The sequence below is a fragment of the Alteromonas genovensis genome (assembly GCF_010500895.1).
Lineage (GTDB): Bacteria > Pseudomonadota > Gammaproteobacteria > Enterobacterales > Alteromonadaceae > Alteromonas > Alteromonas genovensis.
Genome location: NZ_JAAAWO010000009.1, coordinates 114692 through 136958, shown reverse-complemented (window position 1 = coordinate 136958; position 22267 = coordinate 114692). Strand labels below are relative to the sequence as shown.

Annotated in this window: 13 protein-coding genes and 1 pseudogene; 6 read left to right on the top strand and 8 right to left on the bottom strand. The window is 46.1% G+C overall.

What is annotated here, in order from left to right:
- Positions 1-273: 273 nt before the first annotated feature.
- The 3 genes from hemL to GTQ48_RS12720 all read right to left on the bottom strand — a co-directional run bounded on the left by hemL (position 274) and on the right by GTQ48_RS12720 (position 3330).
- Positions 274-1554, bottom strand: coding sequence for a glutamate-1-semialdehyde 2,1-aminomutase (gene hemL / locus GTQ48_RS12730; RefSeq protein WP_163107019.1), 1281 nt, complete (start codon positions 1552-1554; stop codon positions 274-276).
- 4 nt (positions 1555-1558) lie between these two features.
- Positions 1559-2572: an aspartate carbamoyltransferase gene (locus tag GTQ48_RS12725; protein WP_163107052.1), complete on the bottom strand. Its 1014-nt coding sequence runs from the start codon at positions 2570-2572 to the stop codon at positions 1559-1561.
- Positions 2573-2688: 116 nt separating this feature from the next.
- The gene (locus GTQ48_RS12720; RefSeq protein WP_163107018.1) at positions 2689-3330 is read right to left on the bottom strand and encodes a TetR/AcrR family transcriptional regulator C-terminal domain-containing protein; all 642 of its coding nucleotides are present in this window, start codon (positions 3328-3330) and stop codon (positions 2689-2691) included.
- A 122-nt stretch (positions 3331-3452) separates the two neighbouring features.
- On the opposite strand from GTQ48_RS12720, the gene GTQ48_RS12715 reads away from it, so the two are divergent.
- From GTQ48_RS12715 to GTQ48_RS12705, 3 genes are all read left to right on the top strand, one after another.
- Complete coding sequence (locus GTQ48_RS12715; RefSeq protein ID WP_239060113.1) at positions 3453-4703, top strand: efflux RND transporter periplasmic adaptor subunit; 1251 nt, start codon at positions 3453-3455, stop codon at positions 4701-4703.
- Positions 4703-7855 carry an efflux RND transporter permease subunit gene (locus GTQ48_RS12710; protein ID WP_163107017.1) on the top strand — a complete coding sequence of 1051 codons (3153 nt, stop codon included), beginning with the start codon at positions 4703-4705 and terminating at the stop codon, positions 7853-7855. The genes GTQ48_RS12715 and GTQ48_RS12710 overlap by 1 nt, the downstream gene beginning before the upstream one ends.
- 305 nt (positions 7856-8160) lie before the next feature.
- The gene (locus GTQ48_RS12705; RefSeq protein WP_163107016.1) at positions 8161-8859 is read left to right on the top strand and encodes a DUF2982 domain-containing protein; all 699 of its coding nucleotides are present in this window, start codon (positions 8161-8163) and stop codon (positions 8857-8859) included.
- 95 nt (positions 8860-8954) lie between these two features.
- Here GTQ48_RS12705 and GTQ48_RS12700 read toward each other — a convergent pair.
- Positions 8955-12091, bottom strand: a pseudogene (locus GTQ48_RS12700) (hybrid sensor histidine kinase/response regulator).
- Positions 12092-12332: 241 nt separating this feature from the next.
- Here GTQ48_RS12700 and parC point away from each other — a divergent pair.
- The 3 genes from parC (at position 12333) to GTQ48_RS12685 (ending at position 17383) form a co-directional block, all read left to right on the top strand.
- Positions 12333-14618: a DNA topoisomerase IV subunit A gene (parC, locus tag GTQ48_RS12695; RefSeq protein WP_163107015.1), complete on the top strand. Its 2286-nt coding sequence runs from the start codon at positions 12333-12335 to the stop codon at positions 14616-14618.
- Positions 14619-14679: 61 nt separating this feature from the next.
- Positions 14680-15219, top strand: coding sequence for a heme NO-binding domain-containing protein (locus GTQ48_RS12690; protein WP_163107014.1), 540 nt, complete (start codon positions 14680-14682; stop codon positions 15217-15219).
- A gap of 7 nt (positions 15220-15226) precedes the next feature.
- A complete protein-coding gene (locus tag GTQ48_RS12685) occupies positions 15227-17383 on the top strand; it encodes a putative bifunctional diguanylate cyclase/phosphodiesterase (RefSeq protein ID WP_163107013.1) in 2157 nt (718 codons plus the stop codon).
- A 229-nt stretch (positions 17384-17612) separates the two neighbouring features.
- Here the strand turns inward: GTQ48_RS12685 and GTQ48_RS12680 are convergent, their stop codons facing one another.
- The 4 genes from GTQ48_RS12680 to GTQ48_RS12665 are packed head-to-tail and all read right to left on the bottom strand — an operon-like array spanning position 17613 to position 22191.
- A complete protein-coding gene (locus GTQ48_RS12680) occupies positions 17613-18419 on the bottom strand; it encodes a DUF1338 domain-containing protein (protein ID WP_163107012.1) in 807 nt (268 codons plus the stop codon).
- Between the two features lie 21 nt (positions 18420-18440).
- Positions 18441-19910 (bottom strand): succinylglutamate-semialdehyde dehydrogenase, encoded by a 1470-nt coding sequence (astD, locus tag GTQ48_RS12675; protein WP_163107011.1) that lies wholly within the window; start codon positions 19908-19910, stop codon positions 18441-18443.
- Between the two features lie 14 nt (positions 19911-19924).
- The gene (astA, locus tag GTQ48_RS12670; protein ID WP_163107010.1) at positions 19925-20962 is read right to left on the bottom strand and encodes an arginine N-succinyltransferase; all 1038 of its coding nucleotides are present in this window, start codon (positions 20960-20962) and stop codon (positions 19925-19927) included.
- Positions 20963-20985: 23 nt separating this feature from the next.
- The gene (locus GTQ48_RS12665) at positions 20986-22191 is read right to left on the bottom strand and encodes an aspartate aminotransferase family protein (protein ID WP_163107009.1); all 1206 of its coding nucleotides are present in this window, start codon (positions 22189-22191) and stop codon (positions 20986-20988) included.
- Positions 22192-22267: the final 76 nt, after the last annotated feature.

Below are 22267 nucleotides of genomic sequence, written 5' to 3'. Positions count from 1 at the left end.
ATACAAAGATGTAGCACAAAAATTTTGAAATCTTGTAAAGGCCTGCTTGTAACTAAGGTAAACGTATACCGTAGTGTAATTCAAGTGAACAATAGTTGAGAAAAGAGATTGGTCAAAAAAAGGTATTAAATAATAAAGAGATTAGCTATTTAAGGGTCGATAAATCATTGCTAGAGAGCACAACATTTGATGTGCTCTCTAGGTATATTTGCTCTGTGCACACAGCTTCAGTATACGCAGCCCCAATACAATCAGGGCTACTACACAAATGCCTTAAAGCGTAGCAAATACCTTATCTGCAGCCGCTAATGTTTTTTCTATAACACTGGCATCGTGGGCTTTAGATACAAATCCTGCCTCGTAAGAGGCCGGGGCTAGGTATACACCCTCGTTCAGCATGCCGTGATAAAACTTATTAAATTGCTCGGTGTTGCAATTAATAGCCTGTTTATAGTTCGTCACCTTCTCAACGTCGGTAAAGAATATCCCAAACATACTGCCCGCAACATTAGTAGTTAGACTAATATTGTGCTTGTCGGCCAGTGCCTGCATGCCATCTACCAGCGCCTGCGTATTCTCAAAAATTGAGTCATAGAGGTCTTCTTGCTGCAGTTGTTCCATAGCTGCAAGGCCAGCGGCCATCGCGACTGGGTTACCCGACAGCGTCCCCGCCTGATAGACAGGGCCTGTTGGGGCTATGTGCGTGATGATATCTTTTCTGCCACCGAAACAACCTACCGGCATACCGCCGCCAATCACTTTGCCAAGGCAGGTAAGATCTGGCTTAACACCATAACGCTCTTGCGCTCCGCCGCGAGATACGCGGAAGCCTGTCATGACTTCGTCAAAAATAAGTACGCTTGAATACTCATCGCATACTGCACGAAGGCCTTCAAGAAAACCTTCCACAGGCGGAATACAGTTCATGTTACCAGCCACTGGCTCTACAATAATACAGGCAATATCGTCGCCATGAGCTTTGAAGATCTCTTTAACCGATTCAATATTGTTATATTCAACGGTAAGCGTATGTTCTGCCACGTTGTCAGGTACGCCAGGAGAGCTTGGTACACCCAGTGTCAGTGCACCTGACCCCGCTTTAACTAATAACGAGTCGGCATGCCCATGATAGCAGCCTTCAAACTTCACAATTTTGTTGCGGCCCGTATAGCCACGTGCAAGTCGTATTGCTGACATTGTCGCTTCGGTGCCTGAATTTACCATGCGCACCATCTCCATTGACGGCACCATTTTGCTAACCGTTTCAGCCATAATGACCTCGGCTTCGGTAGGCGCGCCAAAAGATAAACCGCTGTAAGAAGCTTCTATAACGGCCTCTCTTATTTTGGGGTTGTTATGCCCTAATACCATTGGACCCCATGACTGAATGTAGTCAATGTACTGTTTACCGTCTACATCCCACATGTATGCGCCATCTGCTTTCGTAATAAAGCGAGGTGTTCCACCTACCGCTTTAAAAGCACGCACAGGTGAATTTACACCACCTGGAATGGTGAGTTGAGCTCGGGCAAATAGTGTTTCAGATTTTGTCATGTAATTACTTACTCTTATTGCTGTACCAAACGACGTCACGTTCGTATTTTGTGACCAAGTGCTCTACACCAAGAGTGAGGGCAAATAAGGCCATTCTTACCAACACACCATTATCGGTTTGTCGGAAAATGGCTAAGTTTGGATTAAGGTTTAAATCGTTGTCTAGCTCGTTGGCTTCCATACGAGAATCTCGCGGAAGTGGATGCATAATGACGGTCTTAGACTGAAAGTGTCGTGTGTAAATCGATTGATTTAACCGAAATTTTCCGCGGTATTTATTGGCTTCATCTTGTGAAGGAAATCGCTCTTCTTGAATACGAGTTTGATAGCAAATGTCCGCATCCATACTGCCCTCTAGGGTATCGGTAACGGTAAGTTGATGACCTGCTTGCTCTATAGCATCAATAACAGGTTGCGGCATGGCTAATTCTTGAGGCGATATTAAGGTAAAACGAACATTATTAAATAAACACAATAAACGAGATAATGAATGCACGGTGCGGCCGTAGCGCAAGTCGCCTATCATAGCGATATGAAGCCCATCGATACCTTGACCGTTGTATTCTAACTCACGTTTAATGGTAAATAGGTCTAACAGGGCTTGGGTAGGATGTTCATTTGCACCATCGCCGCCATTAATGACGGGGACTCGGCTTCCCTCGGCAAATTCAGCCACAGAGCCAGCCGCGGGATGTCGCATGGCAATAATATCTGAATATCCGCTTAATACTCTTGCGGTATCGTAAAGAGACTCGCCCTTTGCCAGCGCTGAACTCGACATTCCGGTCGTTTCTCGTACTTCACCACCTAACAAGTTGAAGGCGGTACCAAAACTCACGCGAGTACGGGTACTAGGTTCAAAAAAAAGGTTACCAAGAATGGCGCCTTCTAATACCGTCGTGCGTTTTTCTCGTCGAGCATAAGGTTGCATGGAATCGGCTACTGAGAACACCTTCTCAATGGCCTCCCGATCGAATTGATTAACCGAAAGAATATGGTTACCAGTAAAGTCAGACATGAGCCACTCAATCATTAACGAAAACGCCGCTAGTGTATAACAAACCGCGGTATAAGTAATCTGTCAGCGGCAAACTCTGAGCGTAATTCGCGCATTTGTTGCGTTAATCGTTGTGACTACTTATTGCGATAATGCGCAAACAATACTGCTATTTTTTCTGCTGCTTGGCCTACGTGTTCGTGTATATGTTTATCGTTCATTGCAGGGTGAATGCCGCATAACAGCATGGTGTGAAATTCGCCTTTCAATAGTGCGCAGTAATCAATGGCAAGTTGATTCGCTTTCTCTTGCGTAAGGTCACCTTTGCCCAACTGCCAAATTGTATGACCAAGAGCGTCTAGCGAGCGTTTCGGACCGGCTTGATAAAATAGCGACGCCACGTGCGCGTTATTAACAGCCTCGGCAATGATCACCCTAAATATACCCACGGTCTCGGGGTCTTGAATTAGACGTATATATTGTCTGCCAATTTTATGGAGACACTCTGTAATACCTGGCTCGTGTGACGCTGACTCGAAAACTTCAGGGGTATCGAGCTGATATGCCCTGCACTTAGACGATATGGCCGATTGAAAAAGGACATCTTTGCTATCAAAGTGAGAGTAAACTGTTTGCTTTGAAACGCCTGAGGCTTTAGCAATGCCGTCCATAGACGTCTTAGTAAAGCCATCTTTCAAGAAAAGTCGCGATGCAGCCTGTAAGATAAGCCGAGATTTCTCTTCACTTTTTGGCCTACCTTGTTTTTTTATTTGCGACACTATGATCCTCGCTTGCGAAATAAAAGAATATAACGAATAAATAATATCATACTGGACGGTCTAGTATTTATATACTAGCATCGCATTATGCATTTGCAAACGTCATCACTGAGTGTAAAAACATGAATATGAATTCTGCTGACACCTCGTCAACGGCAAGTGAAGCATCACTATACGTTGCAATCGTCGTTTTCACTGCCGCGTTGGTGCTGCTATTGGTGGCAGCTGGAATAGGTAATGCCGCGCAGACACCTCAGGCGAGAGCGCCCATGTCTGTTGTTACCGGTACGGTAAAGGTGCAACAGCAATTTGAAACGCCAATTAGTGTCTTCGGCTTAGTTGAATCGCCAAAATCCACCTCGCTGTCATTTGACACTGGCGGTCAAATAGAGGAAGTACTGGTTGAAGAGGGTGATGCCGTGTCTAAAGGAGATATTGTTGCTCGGTTAGATACTCAGCGCTTAAGAGCACAGCAAGAAGAGCTTAACGCCTCTTTGGTGCGAGTAAAGGCAGATTTAAACTTAGCTAAAATCAACAACGATCGCACTCAATCCCTCGTTGACAGAAAACTAGAGTCTGCACAGCGTCTTGATGAAACAAACGCTTCCCTTAGTGTGGCCAATGCCAGAGTAAACGAAATTGAAGCATCGCTTAATTCGATGAAAGTGGCACTTGATAGAGCGGTGCTTTACGCACCGTTTGATGGGCAAGTTAACCGACGCTTCTTTGATGAGGGGAGTGTTGTAAACGCTGGGACCGCGGTCATTGGTATTACGAGTAACGAGCAATTTCAAGCTCGCTTTGCAGTGCCAGCAGATATTATCGATCAGTTTGATATTGGTGAGCCTGTCATCATTCAAATTGGTGAGCAAAATGCAGCGGGCGTGGTGACCCAACGCCTTTCTGTGAGGAATATACAAACCAGAACGGTTGATATTCTGGTAACCCTGAACAGCAATGACAAAGTACGACCTGGTGATATGGCTATTTTGTTTGGTGCGCGCTCGCACAATGAACAAGGTAGCTGGCTTCCTGTGACGGCATTAAGCAACGGGCTGCGTGGCCTATGGCGAGTATTTGTATTAGGCGATGCAGCTCAAAGTGAGAGCGGCACAGCACTTGAAGCAAGAGTGGTCGAGGTGGTTTACACAGACGGGAACAACGCCTTTGTCCGTGGGGCATTAAAAGAAGGCGACCGCTATATCGTAGACGGTACCCACAAGCTGTCTCCTGGACAGCGGGTATCCGCAGCCAGTGCGTCAACTCAAGCGCAGACACAAACAGAGCGTAAATCTTACTCTGAGCTAAGTGCCCCAGAAAGCGGTGGTCAAAGCGGCGCTCAAAACAGCGCGCAATACGCTGGAGTACAGTAATGAAAACGCCTCACGCTAGCGTAAGTAAAGACTATCCGTGGTATACGCTTTTTTATCGACGGGGACATCTGCTGATATTAAGTTTGGTGATCATCATTGTCGCCGGACTATCAGCGCTAGGCTCGTTACCACGTATTGAAGACCCTAGGATCGATACGCGCAATGCGCTAATTATCACCCAGTATCCAGGGGCGTCGGCAGAGCGTGTAGAAGCGCTTGTCAGTGATGTTTTAGAAGACAGGCTGCGAGAAATATTTGAAATCAAAGAGGTTAAGTCTACGTCTCGGGCGGGGATTTCAGTCATATTAATAGAAACCCAAGATTGGGTTGATAACAGCACTAACGAAGAGCTATTTAGCGAGATACGAGATGCGATTGGAGCTGCGTCAGACCTATTCCCCGAAGGGGTTTTAGACCCTGTCTTTGATGAAAAGCGCGGGGCAACCGCCTTTACGCTGCTACTTTCTCTTCGTGCCGAATATCCAGACACAACGCCTATTACAGTCATGTCTCGCCTTGCTGAAGAGCTTACCGATCGCTTGAGAAACGTTAACGGCACAGAATTAGTCAGGGTATATGGCGAGCCTAACGAAGAAGTGAGCGTGAGCGTAGACCCCATTAAATTAGCGGCCACAGGTTTAACGCTACAGCAGGTTAGCACTATTATTCGCAATGCCGACCCTAAACTGCCCGCAGGCATGTTAAATACGCAACAGAGCAACTTACGCTTTAGTGTGGGAGAAGGACTCACCGGTGTTGATATGATTGCATCGGTTCCATTAGTTAATCGCGACGGTCGCTACTTGCGTGTTGAGGACATTGCGAGTGTCACTCGGGGTTACAGTACGCCACGCAGTGAAATTGCATTTTTAGATGGTGAAGAATCTATTTTTGTTGCGGCTAGAATGCAGCCCTCATTACGCTCTGATGTGTGGACTCAAAATGCCCTTGCAGAAGTTGAGCTATTTAATCGCGATTTTGGCGGTACGCTTACCGCGTCAGTCGCTTTTGAGCAAAACGAATACACAGCCACCCGTTTAGCCGATTTATCAATGAATTTGTTGATGGGTTGTGCGGTGGTGATGTTGGTTATTTTACTATTTATGGGCTTTAGGGCTGCATGGATTGTGGGTTTGGCGCTGCCGCTGTGTGCATCCTTCACGTTGTTCTCGCTGAGTTTTTATAACGAACAAATTCATCAGATGTCCATTTTTGGCATGATCATCGCCATTGGCCTTCTCATTGATAATGCCATTGTAATAACAGATGAAATTCGGCTCAATTTACAAGACCCTCAGCTTACCCGAGTCGGTGCAATGGCGAAAAGTGTGGCGCATTTATTCGCGCCGCTACTCGCCTCAACGTTAACAACGGTGTTGGGTTTCATGCCAATATTTTTGCTAAATGGGAACATTGGCGATTTTATTGGGCCTATCGCTATTAGCGTGGTTATGGCCCTAATTGGCTCTTTGTTTATCTCTCTTACAGTTATTGCTGCGCTGGCAGCGCGCTTTTTACCGAAAAACGACGGCGCTGCATTGGGTACCACGAAAGCTGCTGGCTCCTCGTGGTGGCAGGTGGGCATTCAGGCACCGGCGCTAACGTTAGCTTTCAGCCGCCAGCTAGGACGCTGGATAAAACAGCCGAAGCTCGTTATTTCAGTTATTTGCATACTGTGCTTATCTGGCTTTGCCCTGTCTACACGCTTGGCGAATGTGTTTTTCCCCAGTGCCGACAGAGACCAGTTTGAAGTGTATCTGTGGACGAAAGAAGGCAGCAGTATTAACAATACTACCGACTATGCGTTGAATGTGGATGCCAAAATTCGCCAGTACGAGGGCGTTAGTCAAGTCACCTGGCTAGTGGGCGGTTCTGCGCCTTCGGTGTATTACAATCAAACCATGACAAGAGATAACATGCCGTATTTTGCCAATGCGGTGATAACCACCAACACTGTTGAAGGGGCATCAACTCTCGTTGGCAAGCTGCAGCAAGATTTAGATAGCGCATACCCAGAAATTCAGATTGTGGTGAAAGGGTTTGGGCAGGGGCCGCCCATTGCTGCGCCGGTGGAAGTCGAGATATTTGGGCCCGACCTAAACGTATTAAACGAGTTAGGAGAGCAGGTAAGAGCGCTGATGTCAGAGGTTGACGGCATTTCTCAATCAATAGCCAGCATTTCTATGGGCGAGCCAGAACTTAACGTTGTTACAGATAGCGATAGCTTGTCGTATTTAGGGATATCTTTGGCCGATCTTGCTGCGCAGATGCAAATCAACTTCTCTGGGATCACCGGTGGATCAGTATTAGAAAGTACTGAGGAGGTTCCCGTAAGAGTGAGGTTGGCTGAGTCATTTAGACAAGATGTCTCCGGTGTCGACTCTATGCCCATACCTGTAGCTAATGATAGCGCCCTCTCATGGTCACCTTTGGCGGCCGTGACATCGCTTTCGCTAAAGCCGGCTACTAGCAGTATTACCCGTGTTAACGGCGAGCGCCTTAATCGTATTCAAGCATTTTTATTACCCGATGTTCCGGCAATAGATGCGAGCAATACGTTGAGAGAGAAGCTTGATGAGCATTTGGTGTTACCCCAAGGCTATCGAATTCATCTAGCAGGGGATGCCGATGAACAGCAACAAGCGTTAGGTCAGCTTGGGACTTATGCGCCTGTATTGTTGGTATTAATGATTACAACGCTTATTCTCACTTTCTCAAGCTTAAGAATGGCAGGGGTGATTGGGCTAGTCGCGATTTTATCCGTTGGTCTTGGTATGTTCAGTTTGTGGCTTTCCGGGCTCCCCATAGGCTTTAACCCGTTGCTCGGCTGCGCAGGACTTATCGGGGTTGCTATCAATGGTTCTATCGTGGTGATAGCGGCAATTAATGCTAACCCGCAAGCAAAACAGGGTGATACGAAAGCCATAGTGGAAGAAACAATGAGCTGTAGTCGACATATATTATCGACCACATTTACAACGGTGGGGGGACTTATACCGCTATTGTTATTCAGTGAGGGAAGCTTTTGGCCTCCACTTGCTGTTGTTATTGCGGGCGGCGTGGGTTTCTCGGTCATTCTATCTCTGGTATTTACTCCAACCATTGTGGCCGCATTTAAGCGCAATCAGCACAAAAGGCTAGTGAGTGAATAATACAACGCCACAGGCTGATTGATTTAGATAGCAGCGAATTTGAGTAATACTGTGTTTAAAAAGTAATGTGTTTAAGTAGTAATGAGCTCAGGTAAACTATCTGTTTTTAAATCGCGTATATAAAAACTATCTCAACGTCAGCACGTGAGACGCGATGCGATTGTAAATTTTGTCATAGGAAGCGCCGGCACATATGCAAAAAAAGCCTTTTCTTTTTTCCCGCTGGTGGAAGACCGATTGTGCTAAGTGCAAGCGTGTACGCTTATACCTTCTTTGGGCCGTTATTATGTTGGTAGTGTATTTTTATGTCTGGCAGTAGTGCAGAACCCATTTATATTAGAGCCGCTTCTAAAAGCAATGGTTTAACGAGTATTGTGATTGGCTGCGTGGGGTTAGTTGTGTCTGCCCTGTGGCTTAGCTTTCTTCCCGAATGGCTGTTTTTAGCGGGTATTTTCATGACCAGCGCAGCACTGGTGTGCTTACTTATCGGTTACTTTAAAATACGTGAACCTAACTACAGCTTAGAAATTGCCAAAGACTATATCACCTACCGACACCGGTTAGGCAGCTGGCGTATTCATTGGGATAATTTACAGCGAGCTGATTGTCCACGAATTCGCCATGGGCTTGATCAGGTGGCGCTTGAAACCGTGGGTTTTAAGGTGAAAAGTTATACCGACTTTTTAAAAACCATTTCACCGCGCCTTGCCACTCACTTGCTCATGGAGCAACGTCCTTTGCTGCTGCATAACTCGGACAATAATTGTGCGACGGGAAGCTGTTACGAACAATCTATGTTCGACGACAAGCACTTTGTTTTAGAAGATGGCACGCCTATTACCGGTATCAAAGCAATGTTGGCTCACCGTATGGTGGAGCTTAGAAAACGTCTGGGCTACGATATCTTCATAGCAAGCTCTGAACTTGATAGAGAGGCCGTAGATTTCGCTGCACTAATTGTTCAGTGTCAGCACGCACGCTCTGCTCCTGCAGAAGAAAGCTGAGGCCCCCGTTGAAGAGAGCTGACTTCCCGTACCTTCCCCGTGTAAGTAACGGAAGTCTTCGAGAAAAAGCAAAAGTCTCTGCCCTGATCTAGGGGTTAATGCAAGGCGTTAACATTGTTTTCTTCAATGATTTTTTGCGCCTCTTTAACCAATGCCGGCAAAAACTCTTCAACCAGATCTGTATGGTTAAGTTTAAGTGCTATTTCTAGTTCTTTGGCTAGGTTTTGTAGCCGTGGCAAACCGGTATAGCAGCAGGCTCCATGAAGTTTATGCACTTCAGCAGAAAGCTCGTCAAATGCGAGCCTTTCCATTTGCGACTCTAGGGCATGTAGGGTATCTGGCAGCATTGCAGTGAAGTCATTTAATAATTCTTTTGCAGCAGCTTGATTTTGATTCGCACGCTTTAGGGCCAGCTGCCAATCTACTGAAGGGAAGGTAAGTTCGCCTGGTTCTATGTCATGACACCACGACTTGATTAAAGTGAGTAACGAGTCAATTTCAATAGGCTTAGATAGGTAGTCGTCCATCCCCGAGGCAAGCAGTTTTTCCTGTTCTTCCTTTAGTGCATGAGCAGTAACAGCCACAATCGGTGTTCCCATATTCATGGGTGATTTACGAATTTCGCGAGTCGCATGAACACCGTCCATACCGGGCATCTGTATATCCATCAAAATCAGGTCAAACTCTTGGTTTGACATTTGTTAACGGCATCTTGCCCGCTAATGGTGGTAGTTAATTCTATAGCCGAATCGTCAAGCCAGGTATGAAGAAGCTTTAAGTTCATTTCTATATCATCCACCGCGAGCAACCTTGCTCTTGGCAATGCATTTATTTTTTCTTTAAGCGGATTAGCCCCAGAAATAATTTGCTCTCTCATCAAACTGTCTAATTTGGTGATCGTCATAGGCATTCGAATTTGGGTGTAAAAGTGCTGGTATAAATTGGGGTATTTCATAAATGGATCTGGACCCGAATACCACAATACCCTATTTTTAGCAGGAAACTCGACGAACCTACGCAAGTGCTGCAGCCTTGAGTCTAAATGACTGACTGGTGTGGTAGCCATTATGTAATCGTACTGACCATTGAGGCTGCTGAGATACTCGATAGACTCAGCGCAGGTGACTTCTGCACCCATCGATTTGAGGATTTTGGCACTCGCTTGTCTGGTGGCGGGGATAGGATCGAAAATAACCACTTTTTTACCCTGCCAGTCAGGGTTGGAAGAAAGTCCATACTTCTGGCTAAGTTGATTCATCCTTAGCGTTACATTGAATATAGACCCCTGCCCAAGGGTGCTTTTAAGAGTAAGCGTGCCGTTCATCATATTGACTAGTTCGCGACTGATAACAAGACCAAGACCCGTGCCTTGGTAATTCCGATTTAACGCATCGTCTACTTGGGAAAAGGCATTAAACAGCTTTTTCTGATCCTGACGGCTTATACCAATTCCTGTATCACGAATAACAATATCAACCTCGTGAATGCCATGCTCGAGTGCGCGACCGCTTACCGCCAAGGTAATGCTTCCCGAGGACGTAAATTTAAGGGCATTGCTCAGCAGATTATTAAGTATTTGTTTTATTCTGAATACATCGCCCAAAAGCTTTTCCGGTAGGGGAGCGAGTTCAAACACGAACTCTATACGCTTGGTATGTGATGACTTTGCCATTATTGCCACCATTTCTTCAAACAGCTTATTGGGTGAGAACGGTTGGCTATTTAAGCTTAACTTGCCGGCTTCAATTTTTGAAAAGTCGAGCACATCGTTAACAATGGTAAGTAGATTATCGGCAGCGGTATTAACAATTCGTACCTGCTCTTGCTGATCCGGAGGAAGGGATGCGTTATTTAGTTCTTTACTAAACCCTAAAATGGCATTGAGTGGTGTTCTAATTTCATGGCTCATATTTGCCAAAAACTGAGATTTAACATGGCTCGCCTTAATGGCGTCTTTTCGAGCAATGTCTAACCGTACGTTTTGCTCTTCAATTAACTCCATATTGTTGTGCAAATCGTTGGTGGCTTGCTCTACATCATATTCTAGCTGCCCACGACTTTTCTCCATTAAAGCAATAGAGAACAAGCTAGCCTCAAGGAAAACACCAATTTGAAAGCAGTAGGTTGTGAAATCGTTCACAGGCGCTATACCCAGTAAACTCAGCATGCCGACAACGGCCCCAGTCGCTAATAACCCCCAAGCGAAAATAAAGTACCTCGCAGGTTTAAATTTATTAAAGTAAGCCTCAAAACCCGCAGACACATAGCTTAATATTGAGACCAGTCCCACGCCATAAACTAAGTTGTTCTTCCACATTGATGGCAATAGGTCAGCAAAGCAAACAACGCCGATGATGGTTTGAGTAGCAAGCATTAGCTGCAATATGGGGTGTAATGTTGGGGCGTGCCTTTCGCTTTCTAAAAACGTAACGGTAAATAGGCCAGAGGTAATGCCAATGAAGACAAAAATAAGCTCTGTATGCCCTACCAACCACGCGGGAATACCGTAAGCAAAAATAAAGTGTGTGTGCCCTCCCCAGACTACCTGCCAGAGAATAACGGTGCAGATATAGCCAACGTAGGCAATAACACTTTTTTCTTTTACTCCGAAATAGAGTACCAAGTTATAAATAGCGAGAATTAATAAGCCGCCGTAAAATACGCCCCATAATAGACTATCAATCTGAAAATAGCGGCCGTGCTTTTCTGCAGACTGCGCGCGCAGTGGAACAATAATACTGGAAGACTGACTTTCAACACGAATGTAAAGGTCGACAGGGCTCGCAGACTCTATCTGAGTTTGCAGTGTAGGTATGCGAAAGCGCTGTTCTTTCTGTAATTTGCCTTGATGGCTTTGCGCAATAATATTACCGTTTTGAATAAGATAAAAATCAACTTTGTCCAGCTGGCTGAAATTAATGGAGAATACCCAGTCAGATTCGTTCGATACATTAGTTACCGATTTGAGTAGCCAAACCGCGTTGTCTTGAAATCCAAAGTTGGGGTTTTTGCCTGAATGGGCTAAAAAGTCGTTCTTACGCCGAGCAATATCGCTGATACTTAGCTGATAGTTTGTTTCGTACAAATAGTATAAAGACTCAGAGAGATCGAGCGTACTATTCTCATCATATAACTGTTCAATATGCTGCGCATGGGCACCAGAACTGAATGAACAGCAAAGTGCGGCAGCCACAATACAAAAAGTCAAAAGCAAAGTGCGAAAAAAAGGCATGACCAACTATTCTTCTTTTAAGTTAATAATATTAAACCACTGTTTTCTTTGTATAACAAAGAATCGCCAGTAATGATAAGCCTCCGTCTTTTTTATTCGTATTATTTGCACCGACAAGCGGTTTACCCCACAATGAAGTTATACGCTCTTGTACTAACCCAAAAAGGCGTGCTATCTCACTTTTACTGCGACCTCGCAAAAACAAGCGCATTGGTATTAATAACAAAACGAAAAAATTATCATGAGTGACGAGATCATTATTAGTAACGACGGTGTGGAACAGCTCCCGATGAGACGTTTCACGGAAGATGCTTATCTTAACTATTCCATGTACGTAATCATGGATAGGGCGCTTCCCCATATTTCTGATGGTTTAAAGCCAGTACAGCGCCGCATTATTTATGCAATGTCCGATCTTGGACTCAGTGCCAACGCGAAGTATAAAAAGTCTGCGAGAACCGTAGGTGACGTACTTGGTAAATTCCATCCTCACGGTGATTCGGCTTGTTATGAAGCCATGGTACTGATGGCGCAGCCGTTCTCTTACCGTTATCCGCTGGTGGATGGGCAAGGGAACTGGGGAGCACCTGATGATCCTAAATCTTTCGCGGCCATGCGTTATACCGAAGCTAAGCTATCTCGTTTTGCCGAAGTACTATTAAATGAGATAGGCCAGGGCACCGTTGATTGGGTACCCAATTTTGACGGTACCTTAAACGAGCCTAGTACACTACCTGCGAGACTGCCCCACATACTCCTTAACGGTGTAACGGGTATTGCAGTAGGAATGGCGACAGATATCCCCCCTCATAATGTGAGAGAGCTAGCCACGGCCTGCGCCATGCTGCTCGATAACAGCAAAGCAGATTTAAACGACGTGCTCGAGCATGTTCAAGGGCCAGACTATCCCACCGACGCAGAAGTCATCACGCCGAAAGCAGATATTCGCAAGCTGTATGAAACAGGGCGCGGCTCAATAAAAATGCGTGCGGTGTACCACGAAGAGAATGGTGATATCGTCATTACGGCATTGCCTCACCAGGCGTCTGGCGCCAAGATTTTAGAACAAATTGCGTCGCAAATGCAGGCGAAAAAGCTGCCTATGGTGAGCGACTTGCGTGATGAGTCTGACCATGAAAACCCCACACGCCTTGTGGTCACACCTCGTTCTAATCGCATTGATGTACTGCAGCTTATGCAGCATCTATTCGCCACCACCGACTTAGAAAAGAACTATCGCGTAAACCTCAATATGATTGGGTTAGATGGTCGCCCTCAAGTAAAAGATTTACGTACTATTTTGGCTGAATGGTTACAGTATCGAAAAGACACGGTAACTCGTCGGATACAGTATCGATTAGACAAAGTACTAGCCAGGCTGCACATTCTAGAAGGCCTACTTATTGCCTTTTTAAATATTGATGAAGTTATCGATATTATTCGCACCTATGATAAGCCAAAGCCAGAGTTGATATCGCGCTTTGGTTTAAGTGACACGCAAGCTGAAGCTATTTTAGAGCTCAAACTTCGCCATCTTGCCAAGCTTGAAGAATTCAAAATTAAAGGCGAGCAAGAAGAGCTGGCGGCAGAGAGAGATAAGTTACAAGCCTTATTAGGCTCTGAGCGACGCTTGAAAACGCTGATTAAAAAAGAAATTTTAGCCGATGCAGAAAAGTACGGCGATGATAGACGCTCGCCTATCGTTGAGCGTGGCGAAGCAAAAGCATTGTCTGAAAAAGAGTTAATACCTGCCGAATCAGTCACCGTAGTATTGTCCGAAAAAGGTTGGGCCCGCTGCGCTAAAGGTCACGACATCGATGCCGAGGGGTTAAGTTATAAAGCGGGAGACGGATACCTTGGTAGTGCAGAGGGTAAGAGCAATCAACCTGCGGTCTTCATGGACTCATCTGGACGTACCTTCTCTTGTGATGCCCACGGTCTGCCCTCTGCAAGGAGCCAGGGCGAGCCATTAACCGGACGATTTAGCATTGTAGGTGGCGAGTCATTTGAACACGTTATTATGGCTTCAGATGAAAGTAAGTTTTTAGTGGGTTCTGACGCCGGCTACGGCTTCTTGGGAACGTTCAAGGACATGGTGAGTAAGAACAAAGCGGGTAAAGCTTACCTGTCGTTGCCAAAGGCAGCGAAGGTCATGACACCCATGCCGGTGAGTAACCCAGATTCTGACCTTTGCTTAAGTATCTCTAATGAAGGCCGTATGTTGATGTTCCCGCTACGAGACTTGCCGAGTTTAGGCAAAGGCAAAGGCAATAAGCTCATTAATATCCCATCAGCTAAGTCTCAGGCAAGAGAAGAGTACGTCAAAGTACTTACCGTTGTGCCTGCAGGCGCGTCAATTAAAGTGGCTGCCGGTAAACGCAACATGACCCTATCGGCTGAAGATTTGACCCACTATCAAGGTGAACGAGGACGCAGAGGGAATAAGCTGCCAAGGGGGTTGCAGCGAGTGGATAACGTAGAGGTTGTATTTGAAAAAAATGACAGCCAAATCGAAAATCTATTATAAATTTTGTTGTTATCGTGTGGTGTGAACTACACTTTCGTCACAACAGTGAAGGAAACCGGATATGCTGGGTATAGTTTTTACGTCGTTGATCGATATGTTAGAAGAAAACGTGTCACCTGAGTTTGCCGATGACGTGATTATGGAAGCTGAATTAGAAAACGAGGGGGCTTACACGGCTGTAGGCTACTATCCTTATGAAGAAATGGAACGGCTATTGGCGGTGCTGATTGAAAAAACCGGCAAGTCTGCCAACGAGTTGCTGCACGACTTTGGTTACTATCTTTTTGGGAAGTTAGGCGCTGTTCATGGTGATGTGCTAGCAAATACTGACAGTATGCTGGATATGTTGGGGCATCTTGACGATGACATTCATGTACAGGCTAAGAAGCTCTACCCTGACGCCGATTTACCACGTTTTAAGGTATTGTCGCGAACGGACACGACAATGCGATTGCAGTACTACTCTGAACGCAGTTTGTTCGCTCTAGCAGAGGGCCTTATGGATGGTGCAGCCGACTATTTTAATTGTAAGTTGGAGCGCGAAACGCGTCAGCTTAGTACCCCTCATACTTATGAATTCAGCATTGCCGTAGTTTCATAGGTTGTATATGTCCGAAAATTATACGGATAGTGATAAGCGTATACTGATACTTGAACGCCGTCTAAAGCGTGAAAGAAATGCGCGCGAAGAAGCTGAAGGTTTACTTACAAAAAAATCGCAGCAGCTTTACGATGCGCTCCGTGATAGTCAGCAGTCTCAAGCTGACTTAGAACTAGCGTTATGGGCGTCTCAGGAGTCTTTTTGGAACTGGCGCGCTGATACTGACATTATGGTTATCCGCTCTTTCTCGCTCTACAGCGGTAACCGCTCTACGTGGTCCGGCACTGTCATAGAGCTAATGGCACGTGTGCACGAAGATGATATCGAAAACCTTCAGTTTCATTGGTCTATGGCGATACACGGTAACCGAGATCGCATTGAAGTGTCGTTTCGCTTACGCTTTAAAGCTGATTATCAGTGGATACGGCTACGAGGCCGCGTGCTTGAAAGAGGAAGCGCCACCGAAGCCCTCAACATTGTTGGCACTACAAAAGATATCACTCAACAGCGCAAAGCCGAGCAATCCTTTGATTTAATGGCATCTGCGTTTGCAAGTTCACGAGAGCCCATGCTGGTGCTAACGCCCGACCTTGTCATCACCGAATGCAACGACGCCTTTATTCGTTTGTTAGAGGCCCCAGTAAAAGAAAAGTGCATTGGCGAAAACTTTAACGAGCTGTTGGCGGCTACTCGTGTGGATGAAGAGCAGCTTATGCTAGACAAGCAGCTGCGTTTTGAGTCAAAAATAGATTCGCTGTCTGGTAAAACACGTGTCGTCGATATCTCTATTGCCGTGTTCGAGGCGTATCGGCAAACCTCCTCTTATTTAATCGCTACGCTACGTGATGTTAGTGACAGGAAGCGCAATGAAGCGCGATTAAGACAGTTAGCACAGCATGACGACTTAACGGGTCTGTCTAACAGAAATTGGCTTCGGGAGTCTATCGATTCATATGTAGCAAGCGGTGAGCCGTTCTTACTTGTCTTCCTTGATTTAGACGGCTTTAAAGCCATCAATGATACAGCAGGTCACGATAAGGGCGATGCAGAACTTCAGCGAGTTGCGGCACTGTTAACCGCTATGTTTGGACCCATCGGCGAGGTTGGACGATGGGGGGGCGATGAATTTTTAGTGGTGCTCAAAGAAGATGCGGCTGGCAGTGTTAAAGAAAAATGCGAGAGACTAATAGAACAAATAGAAGAGGACGTGATTTATGCTAAGGGTACTGAGCTGCGATTGTCTTCAAGTATCGGGATTGCCGCTTATCCAGAGCACAGTGACGGAATAAAAAGTCTCATTCAATGCGCTGATGCCGCAATGTATAGGGCGAAAGAGTTGGGCAAAGGGCAGGTGTTTGTTTACGAACCTGGCTTATACGAGAGTATGACGCAGCAGGTAAGTATGGTGAACGACTTGCGCAAGGCGGTAGAAAATCATTTGCTCGATTTTTACATACAAGGGAAATACGATCTTCACGGTAACTTAAAAGGGGGAGAAGTGCTGTGCCGCTGGATTTCTGGTCTTCACGGTGTGGTATCGCCTACCGTCTTCATTCCTATTGCTGAGGAGCACAATCTCGATAGCGCCATCGGTTTATATGCAATAGAGGCAGCTTGTGACTATATCTCTATTATGGAATCGCAGCAGGGAGAAGCCATTCCCTTATCGGTGAACATAAGTGCGAATCAAATGCTCGATGAAACATTTCCAGAAAAAGCCTTAGACATCTGCCGTACGAATGACGTCTCTCCTGAATACATTGAATTAGAGCTCACTGAATCGGTGTTTGTACGCGATGAAAAAACCGCACTGCGTTCATTAAATGCATTGCGAGAGCTTGGCTTTAGACTATCCCTTGATGATTTTGGCAGCGGTTTCTCATCACTAAGCTATTTGCGTATGTTCCAGTTTCAGGTGGTCAAAGTGGATAGAAGCTTAGTGAGTGGAGTACACCAAGATAGTAAAGCATATGCGCTATTCAGCGGCATAATAACCATGCTTCGAAGCTTAGAAATTGAGGTTGTCGCAGAAGGTATAGAGCTAGAAACTTACTTACCCTTTATGGAACAGGCCGACGTTCAGCTTATGCAGGGTTTCTATTTTGATAAGCCAATGCCGTATGATCAGTTTTTAGCACGACATACATCTGAGACTAAGCGCTAATAATTTTCGCCTGTGGGTAGGCGCCGCTCGCCAGCAATCTTGGAACGTCAGCAATCGTAGACTGACAACACTCTTTAACGTCAATAATCTTACCTACGCTCAATACAAAAAGCCCAGCGTCTCGCGACGCTGGGCTTGTTGTATTGATGCGCACATTTTGTTACGTCAATGGCTTAGCAAGCCAAGGCGTGAGCACGAGGTAATGCAATACCATCCGTGCTTCGCCGTGTTACTTGGCGTTCGTGCTTTCGAAAATCTTGTCTGCAGAGGCTGCAACAAAACCCTGATAACGCTCGCCGTTTGGCATGTCGTAGCGCTGAGCAAATTCGTAAAAGCAGCTTGGAATAGACAGAGTTTCTTCGCTAAATGAAACGTCGCTGCGGTCGGCCATTGTCGATGACTGAGCTAGGAAGACCTCAGGACCACCTTTTATTTCGCCGCCGGATGTATTTAGAACAAACCCAGCTTCTTTCAGAAGGGTGTTTACATCATTTAGTTCATTAGTGCGACTTAAATGGTTAACACTTACCGTAAAGTGATTCGCTCTGAAGCCCCACGCAGCCATCCAAGCGGCGTATTCAGACTCATTGATAAGCGTATCGTATTCAGCTTTACTCACATCCCAGTGCTTACCCGAGTACAGGAAATTGTCTGCATCAGTAATATCACTTGGCATTTGTGCCACTAGCTTTTTGATAATTGCTTGAACATCGTCTGATAGTTCATCAACGCGAAGTTCGCTAATAAACACTTTAGGCTTTGTATCGTCTGGGTGCTCAAAGTGTTTTGCCGTTAGCTTTTTCGCTTCAAAATCGTAGTCGCCTTTCGCTTCATAGCCCAGTGCTAGGAAGTGAGCTGCTAATTTATCAAGTCGTGTCTTATCTAACGCAAAGGTTCTAAACGCAACGTGGTCGTTAACAATATTGCTATTGTTTTCTTCACCGGCAAGTAGTGTATGAATCTTGTGCGCAGACGGCGTTATCTTTACGTAGTCTTCCCACATGTTGGCAAATAAAGTATCGATATTACTATGCATTTCAGTAGGGTCCTTGCATTTTTATAATGATAAGCCAGGGCTTAACTTGCCCGGTAACGTCACTTTATCAAGCTCAACCGACGCCACAGGGTAGGCGCAATAGTCAGCGGCATAAAACGCACTGGCACGGTGGTTACCGCTATCGCCAATTCCACCAAATGGTGCAGCGCTGCTTGCGCCTGTAATTGGTCTATTCCAGTTAACGATACCTGCACGAATGCGAGCAAAGAAATAGCGATAGTCTTCTTCGCTATCGCCCAGTAAACCGGCCGATAAACCAAAGCTTGTATTGTTAGCTTCTGCGATGGCATCGTCAAAGTCGGTGTAGCGAATCACTTTCAGTAGCGGACCGAAATGCTCTTCATCAGGCAATGCGGCAAGCATGTCTGTTACGTCGATAATACCTGGCGTGGCAAACCCTTTTTGCGGATCTGGTTGTTCTAATCTAACGAGCACTTTACCGCCTAATGCTTCAAGCTCGCTTTGCGCTTCGACCATAGAAGCTGCCGCCTTGCTTGAAATCATCGCGCCCATAAAGGGTTGGTCTTCTGCATCATAATCGCCCACTTTGATATTCTTAGTCATGGCAATTAAGCGCTCGAGGATTGCGTCACCTTGCGCGTTTGCCGGCAAAAATAAGCGACGTGCACAGGTACAGCGTTGTCCAGATGTAATGAAAGCCGATTGCACGATGTCATGAGTCGCGGCATCTATGTCACTGACATCTTTAACGATGAGGGGGTTGTTGCCACCCATTTCAAGGGCAAGAATTTTGCCAGGATGACCTGCAAACTGTTCGTGCAGCACTCGACCCGTGCGTGAACTACCGGTAAAAAACAACCCGTCAATATCGTGATGAGCGGCAAGTGCTTTGCCCGTTTCGACTTCACCTTGTACAAGGTTTAGCACGCCTTTAGGTAAGCCAGCAGCATCCCACAGTTTCACCATTTCTTGCGCTACCATAGGCGTGAGGTCGCTTGGCTTAAACACGACGGTATTTCCCGCAATGAGTGCAGGCACAATGTGACCATTTGGCAGGTGGCCTGGGAAGTTGTAAGGCCCGAATACAGCCACGACACCGTGAGGCTTATGACGTATAAATGCCTTACCCACTGGCATAGGGTTTTCCACATCACCGGTACGCTCAAAGAATGCTTTTTCAGAAATGCCAATTTTACCCATCATGGCGCCAACCTCAGTGGCCGTTTCCCACTCTGGCTTGCCCGTTTCTTTCGCCATTACTTTAGCGAGGTGTTCTTTCGCTTCTTCTAGCTTGCTGCCGTAGGCTTTGATGATGTCTAGGCGTTGCTCTACGGTTTTTAAGCTCCATTCAACAAGGGCTGCTCTGGCTGATTTAATCGCAGTATCTATCTGTGATGCAGTCGCAGATTTCCCTTCCCAAATAACCTCATTTTTAGCTGGATCTATTGAGGTAAGGTCGTGACCTTCTCCGGCAATCCATTCACCGTTTATGTAATGTGTGTGTAGCATAGGGGTGTCCTTTATTAGTCGCGAAACGTAACGGGCGCAAAGCGCACCGAGTCGCCTTCATTAACATTTAAGGCCGCAGCAGCTTGACGAGACAGCACCGCAACACGTTGTTCTTCACTTACGGTCATTTCTGCAGCCACTGCGCGAAACTCGCTAATAGACGTGTTGATGATGTAGTGGGTTTGTCCCTGAGCCGCAGCCATGTCGTCAATAACAACAGGGAGCTTAAGGCTAGACTGAGCGGTTCGAATATGACTAAGATTCGCTTCTACCGTAGGGCCTGCATCGAAAATATCCACATAGCCTCTGCACGAGAACCCTTCTTCTTCCAAGAGTTGCAGTGCAGGGCGAGTTTTGTCGTGAACCTTACCAATGACATCCTGTGCCGCTTGACTGAGCAAGTTCACGTAAATAGGGTATTTCGGCATAAGCTCGGCAATAAACACCTTATTGCCAATTCCAGTGAGGTAGTCGGCAGTAGGGAAGTCCATTGAGAAAAAGTGGGTTTCCAACCATTCCCAAAACGGAGAACGGCCTTCTTCATCACTCACACCACGCATTTCTGCAATGACGGTTTCAGAAAAGCGCTCGCGATGTTCCATCATGAATAAAAATCGGACTTTCGATAGGAAGCGACCGTTAATTCCGCCTCTCGCTTGCTCACGTAAAAACAGCGTGCAAATTTCTGTAACGCCAGTGTAGTCGTTACAAAAAGTAAGAATGTCCACTGTATTGTGGATGTTTAACTCACGAGATGCGTGCACCACTTTACTCAAGTGATAATGGTAAAAGGCATCGTCAATACCTACCGCGGCTTCAATGCCCGAGGTGCCAACGACTTCACCGGTTGCAGTGTCTTCCATCACGAATAAATAAGACTCATCGCCTGGCTCAGTCACATTAGTCTTGTTAAATGTACTGTCGGCGCGGTCTATTTTACGCTGTAAAAGCTCATCGTTAACGGGCAAAGACGTAAAGCCAATGCCCGATTCGACAGCGATATCCTTAAGCGCATTGTAATCCGCTTTTTTTATAGGGCGAATGATATTCATATTCACTACTCTGGTAGAGGCTATTAGGCGTTTACAACAGCGGCAACCGCGCGCTCGAAACGTGCTAGACCTTCTACGATGTCTTCGTCAGGAATGACAAGTGACGGTGCAAAACGAATGACATTCATACCGGCAACTAAACACATTAAGTGCTCTTTAGTGGCTGCTGTCATAAAGTCCTTTGCGCGGCCCTGATACTTCTCATTCAATGCACAACCAAGAAGCATACCCTGGCCACGAATTTCTTCGAACACGTGATATTTATCATTTATTTCGCCAAGTATTTTGCGGAACAGCGCTTCTTTTTTCAGCACGCCCTCTAGTACTTCAGGTTGATTGACAATATCCAAAGCTTTTTCTGCCACGGCGCAGGCCAGTGGGTTACCACCATATGTACTGCCGTGAGTACCTGGCTTAAGGTGAGCAGCAATATCTGTGGTAGTTAACATCGCACCAATTGGGAATCCGCCGCCCAACGATTTTGCGGTAGTTAAAATGTCAGGCGTTACGCCTAAACCCATGTAAGCATAAAGGTGACCTGTACGACCAACACCAGATTGCACTTCATCTAGAATGAGTAGTGCATTGTGCTTGTCACACAACTCGCGTACGCCTTTAACAAACTCAATGTCTGGCGTAATGATACCGCCTTCACCTTGTAACGGCTCCATCATAACTGCACAGGTTTTATCAGAAATCATTGCCTCAAAAGCAGCAAGGTCGTTGAAGTCGCAATGCTCAACGGCGCCTGGCTTAGGTCCAAAACCATCAGAGTATGCTGCTTGTCCGCCCACTGTTACCGTAAAGAATGTACGGCCGTGGAAACCTTTATTAAACGCAATAATTTGATTCTTATCTTCGCCGTGCTTATCAAGAGCCCAACGGCGCGCAAGCTTAAGTGCCGCTTCGTTTGCTTCTGCTCCAGAATTTGCGAAATAGACTTTGTCAGCGAACGTAGCGTCAGCCAGTTTTTTCGCCAAGCGTAGTGATGGCTCGTTAGTAAAAACATTACTTAAATGCCAAAGCTTTGAGCCTTGCTCATTTAATGCTTTAACAAGCTCAGGGTGGCAGTGACCTAATACATTTACTGCAATGCCGCCTGCAAAGTCGACGTACTCAGCACCTTCTTGATCCCAGACGCGCGAGCCTTCGCCGCGAACCGGTACCATATGAGCCGGGTTATAGTTAGGAACCATTACATCGTCAAACGTCGCGCGAGTTACCTTCATTATCACTACCTCTGCATTGAGCGCCTTACACCAAATCTGGCGTGAAAAAGCGCAAAAAATAAAACTATACTGGAGC

What these genes read in the sequence shown, in the direction of transcription:
- hemL (WP_163107019.1), bottom strand. Translation starts at nt 1,554, where the DNA reads ATGACAAAATCTGAAACACTATTTGCCCGAGCTCAACTCACCATTCCA.
- GTQ48_RS12725 (WP_163107052.1), bottom strand. Translation starts at nt 2,572, where the DNA reads ATGTCTGACTTTACTGGTAACCATATTCTTTCGGTTAATCAATTCGAT.
- GTQ48_RS12715 (WP_239060113.1), top strand. Translation starts at nt 3,453, where the DNA reads ATGAATATGAATTCTGCTGACACCTCGTCAACGGCAAGTGAAGCATCA.
- GTQ48_RS12710 (WP_163107017.1), top strand. Translation starts at nt 4,703, where the DNA reads ATGAAAACGCCTCACGCTAGCGTAAGTAAAGACTATCCGTGGTATACG.
- GTQ48_RS12705 (WP_163107016.1), top strand. Translation starts at nt 8,161, where the DNA reads ATGTCTGGCAGTAGTGCAGAACCCATTTATATTAGAGCCGCTTCTAAA.
- parC (WP_163107015.1), top strand. Translation starts at nt 12,333, where the DNA reads ATGAGTGACGAGATCATTATTAGTAACGACGGTGTGGAACAGCTCCCG.
- GTQ48_RS12690 (WP_163107014.1), top strand. Translation starts at nt 14,680, where the DNA reads ATGCTGGGTATAGTTTTTACGTCGTTGATCGATATGTTAGAAGAAAAC.
- GTQ48_RS12685 (WP_163107013.1), top strand. Translation starts at nt 15,227, where the DNA reads ATGTCCGAAAATTATACGGATAGTGATAAGCGTATACTGATACTTGAA.
- GTQ48_RS12680 (WP_163107012.1), bottom strand. Translation starts at nt 18,419, where the DNA reads ATGCATAGTAATATCGATACTTTATTTGCCAACATGTGGGAAGACTAC.
- astD (WP_163107011.1), bottom strand. Translation starts at nt 19,910, where the DNA reads ATGCTACACACACATTACATAAACGGTGAATGGATTGCCGGAGAAGGT.
- astA (WP_163107010.1), bottom strand. Translation starts at nt 20,962, where the DNA reads ATGAATATCATTCGCCCTATAAAAAAAGCGGATTACAATGCGCTTAAG.
- GTQ48_RS12665 (WP_163107009.1), bottom strand. Translation starts at nt 22,191, where the DNA reads ATGAAGGTAACTCGCGCGACGTTTGACGATGTAATGGTTCCTAACTAT.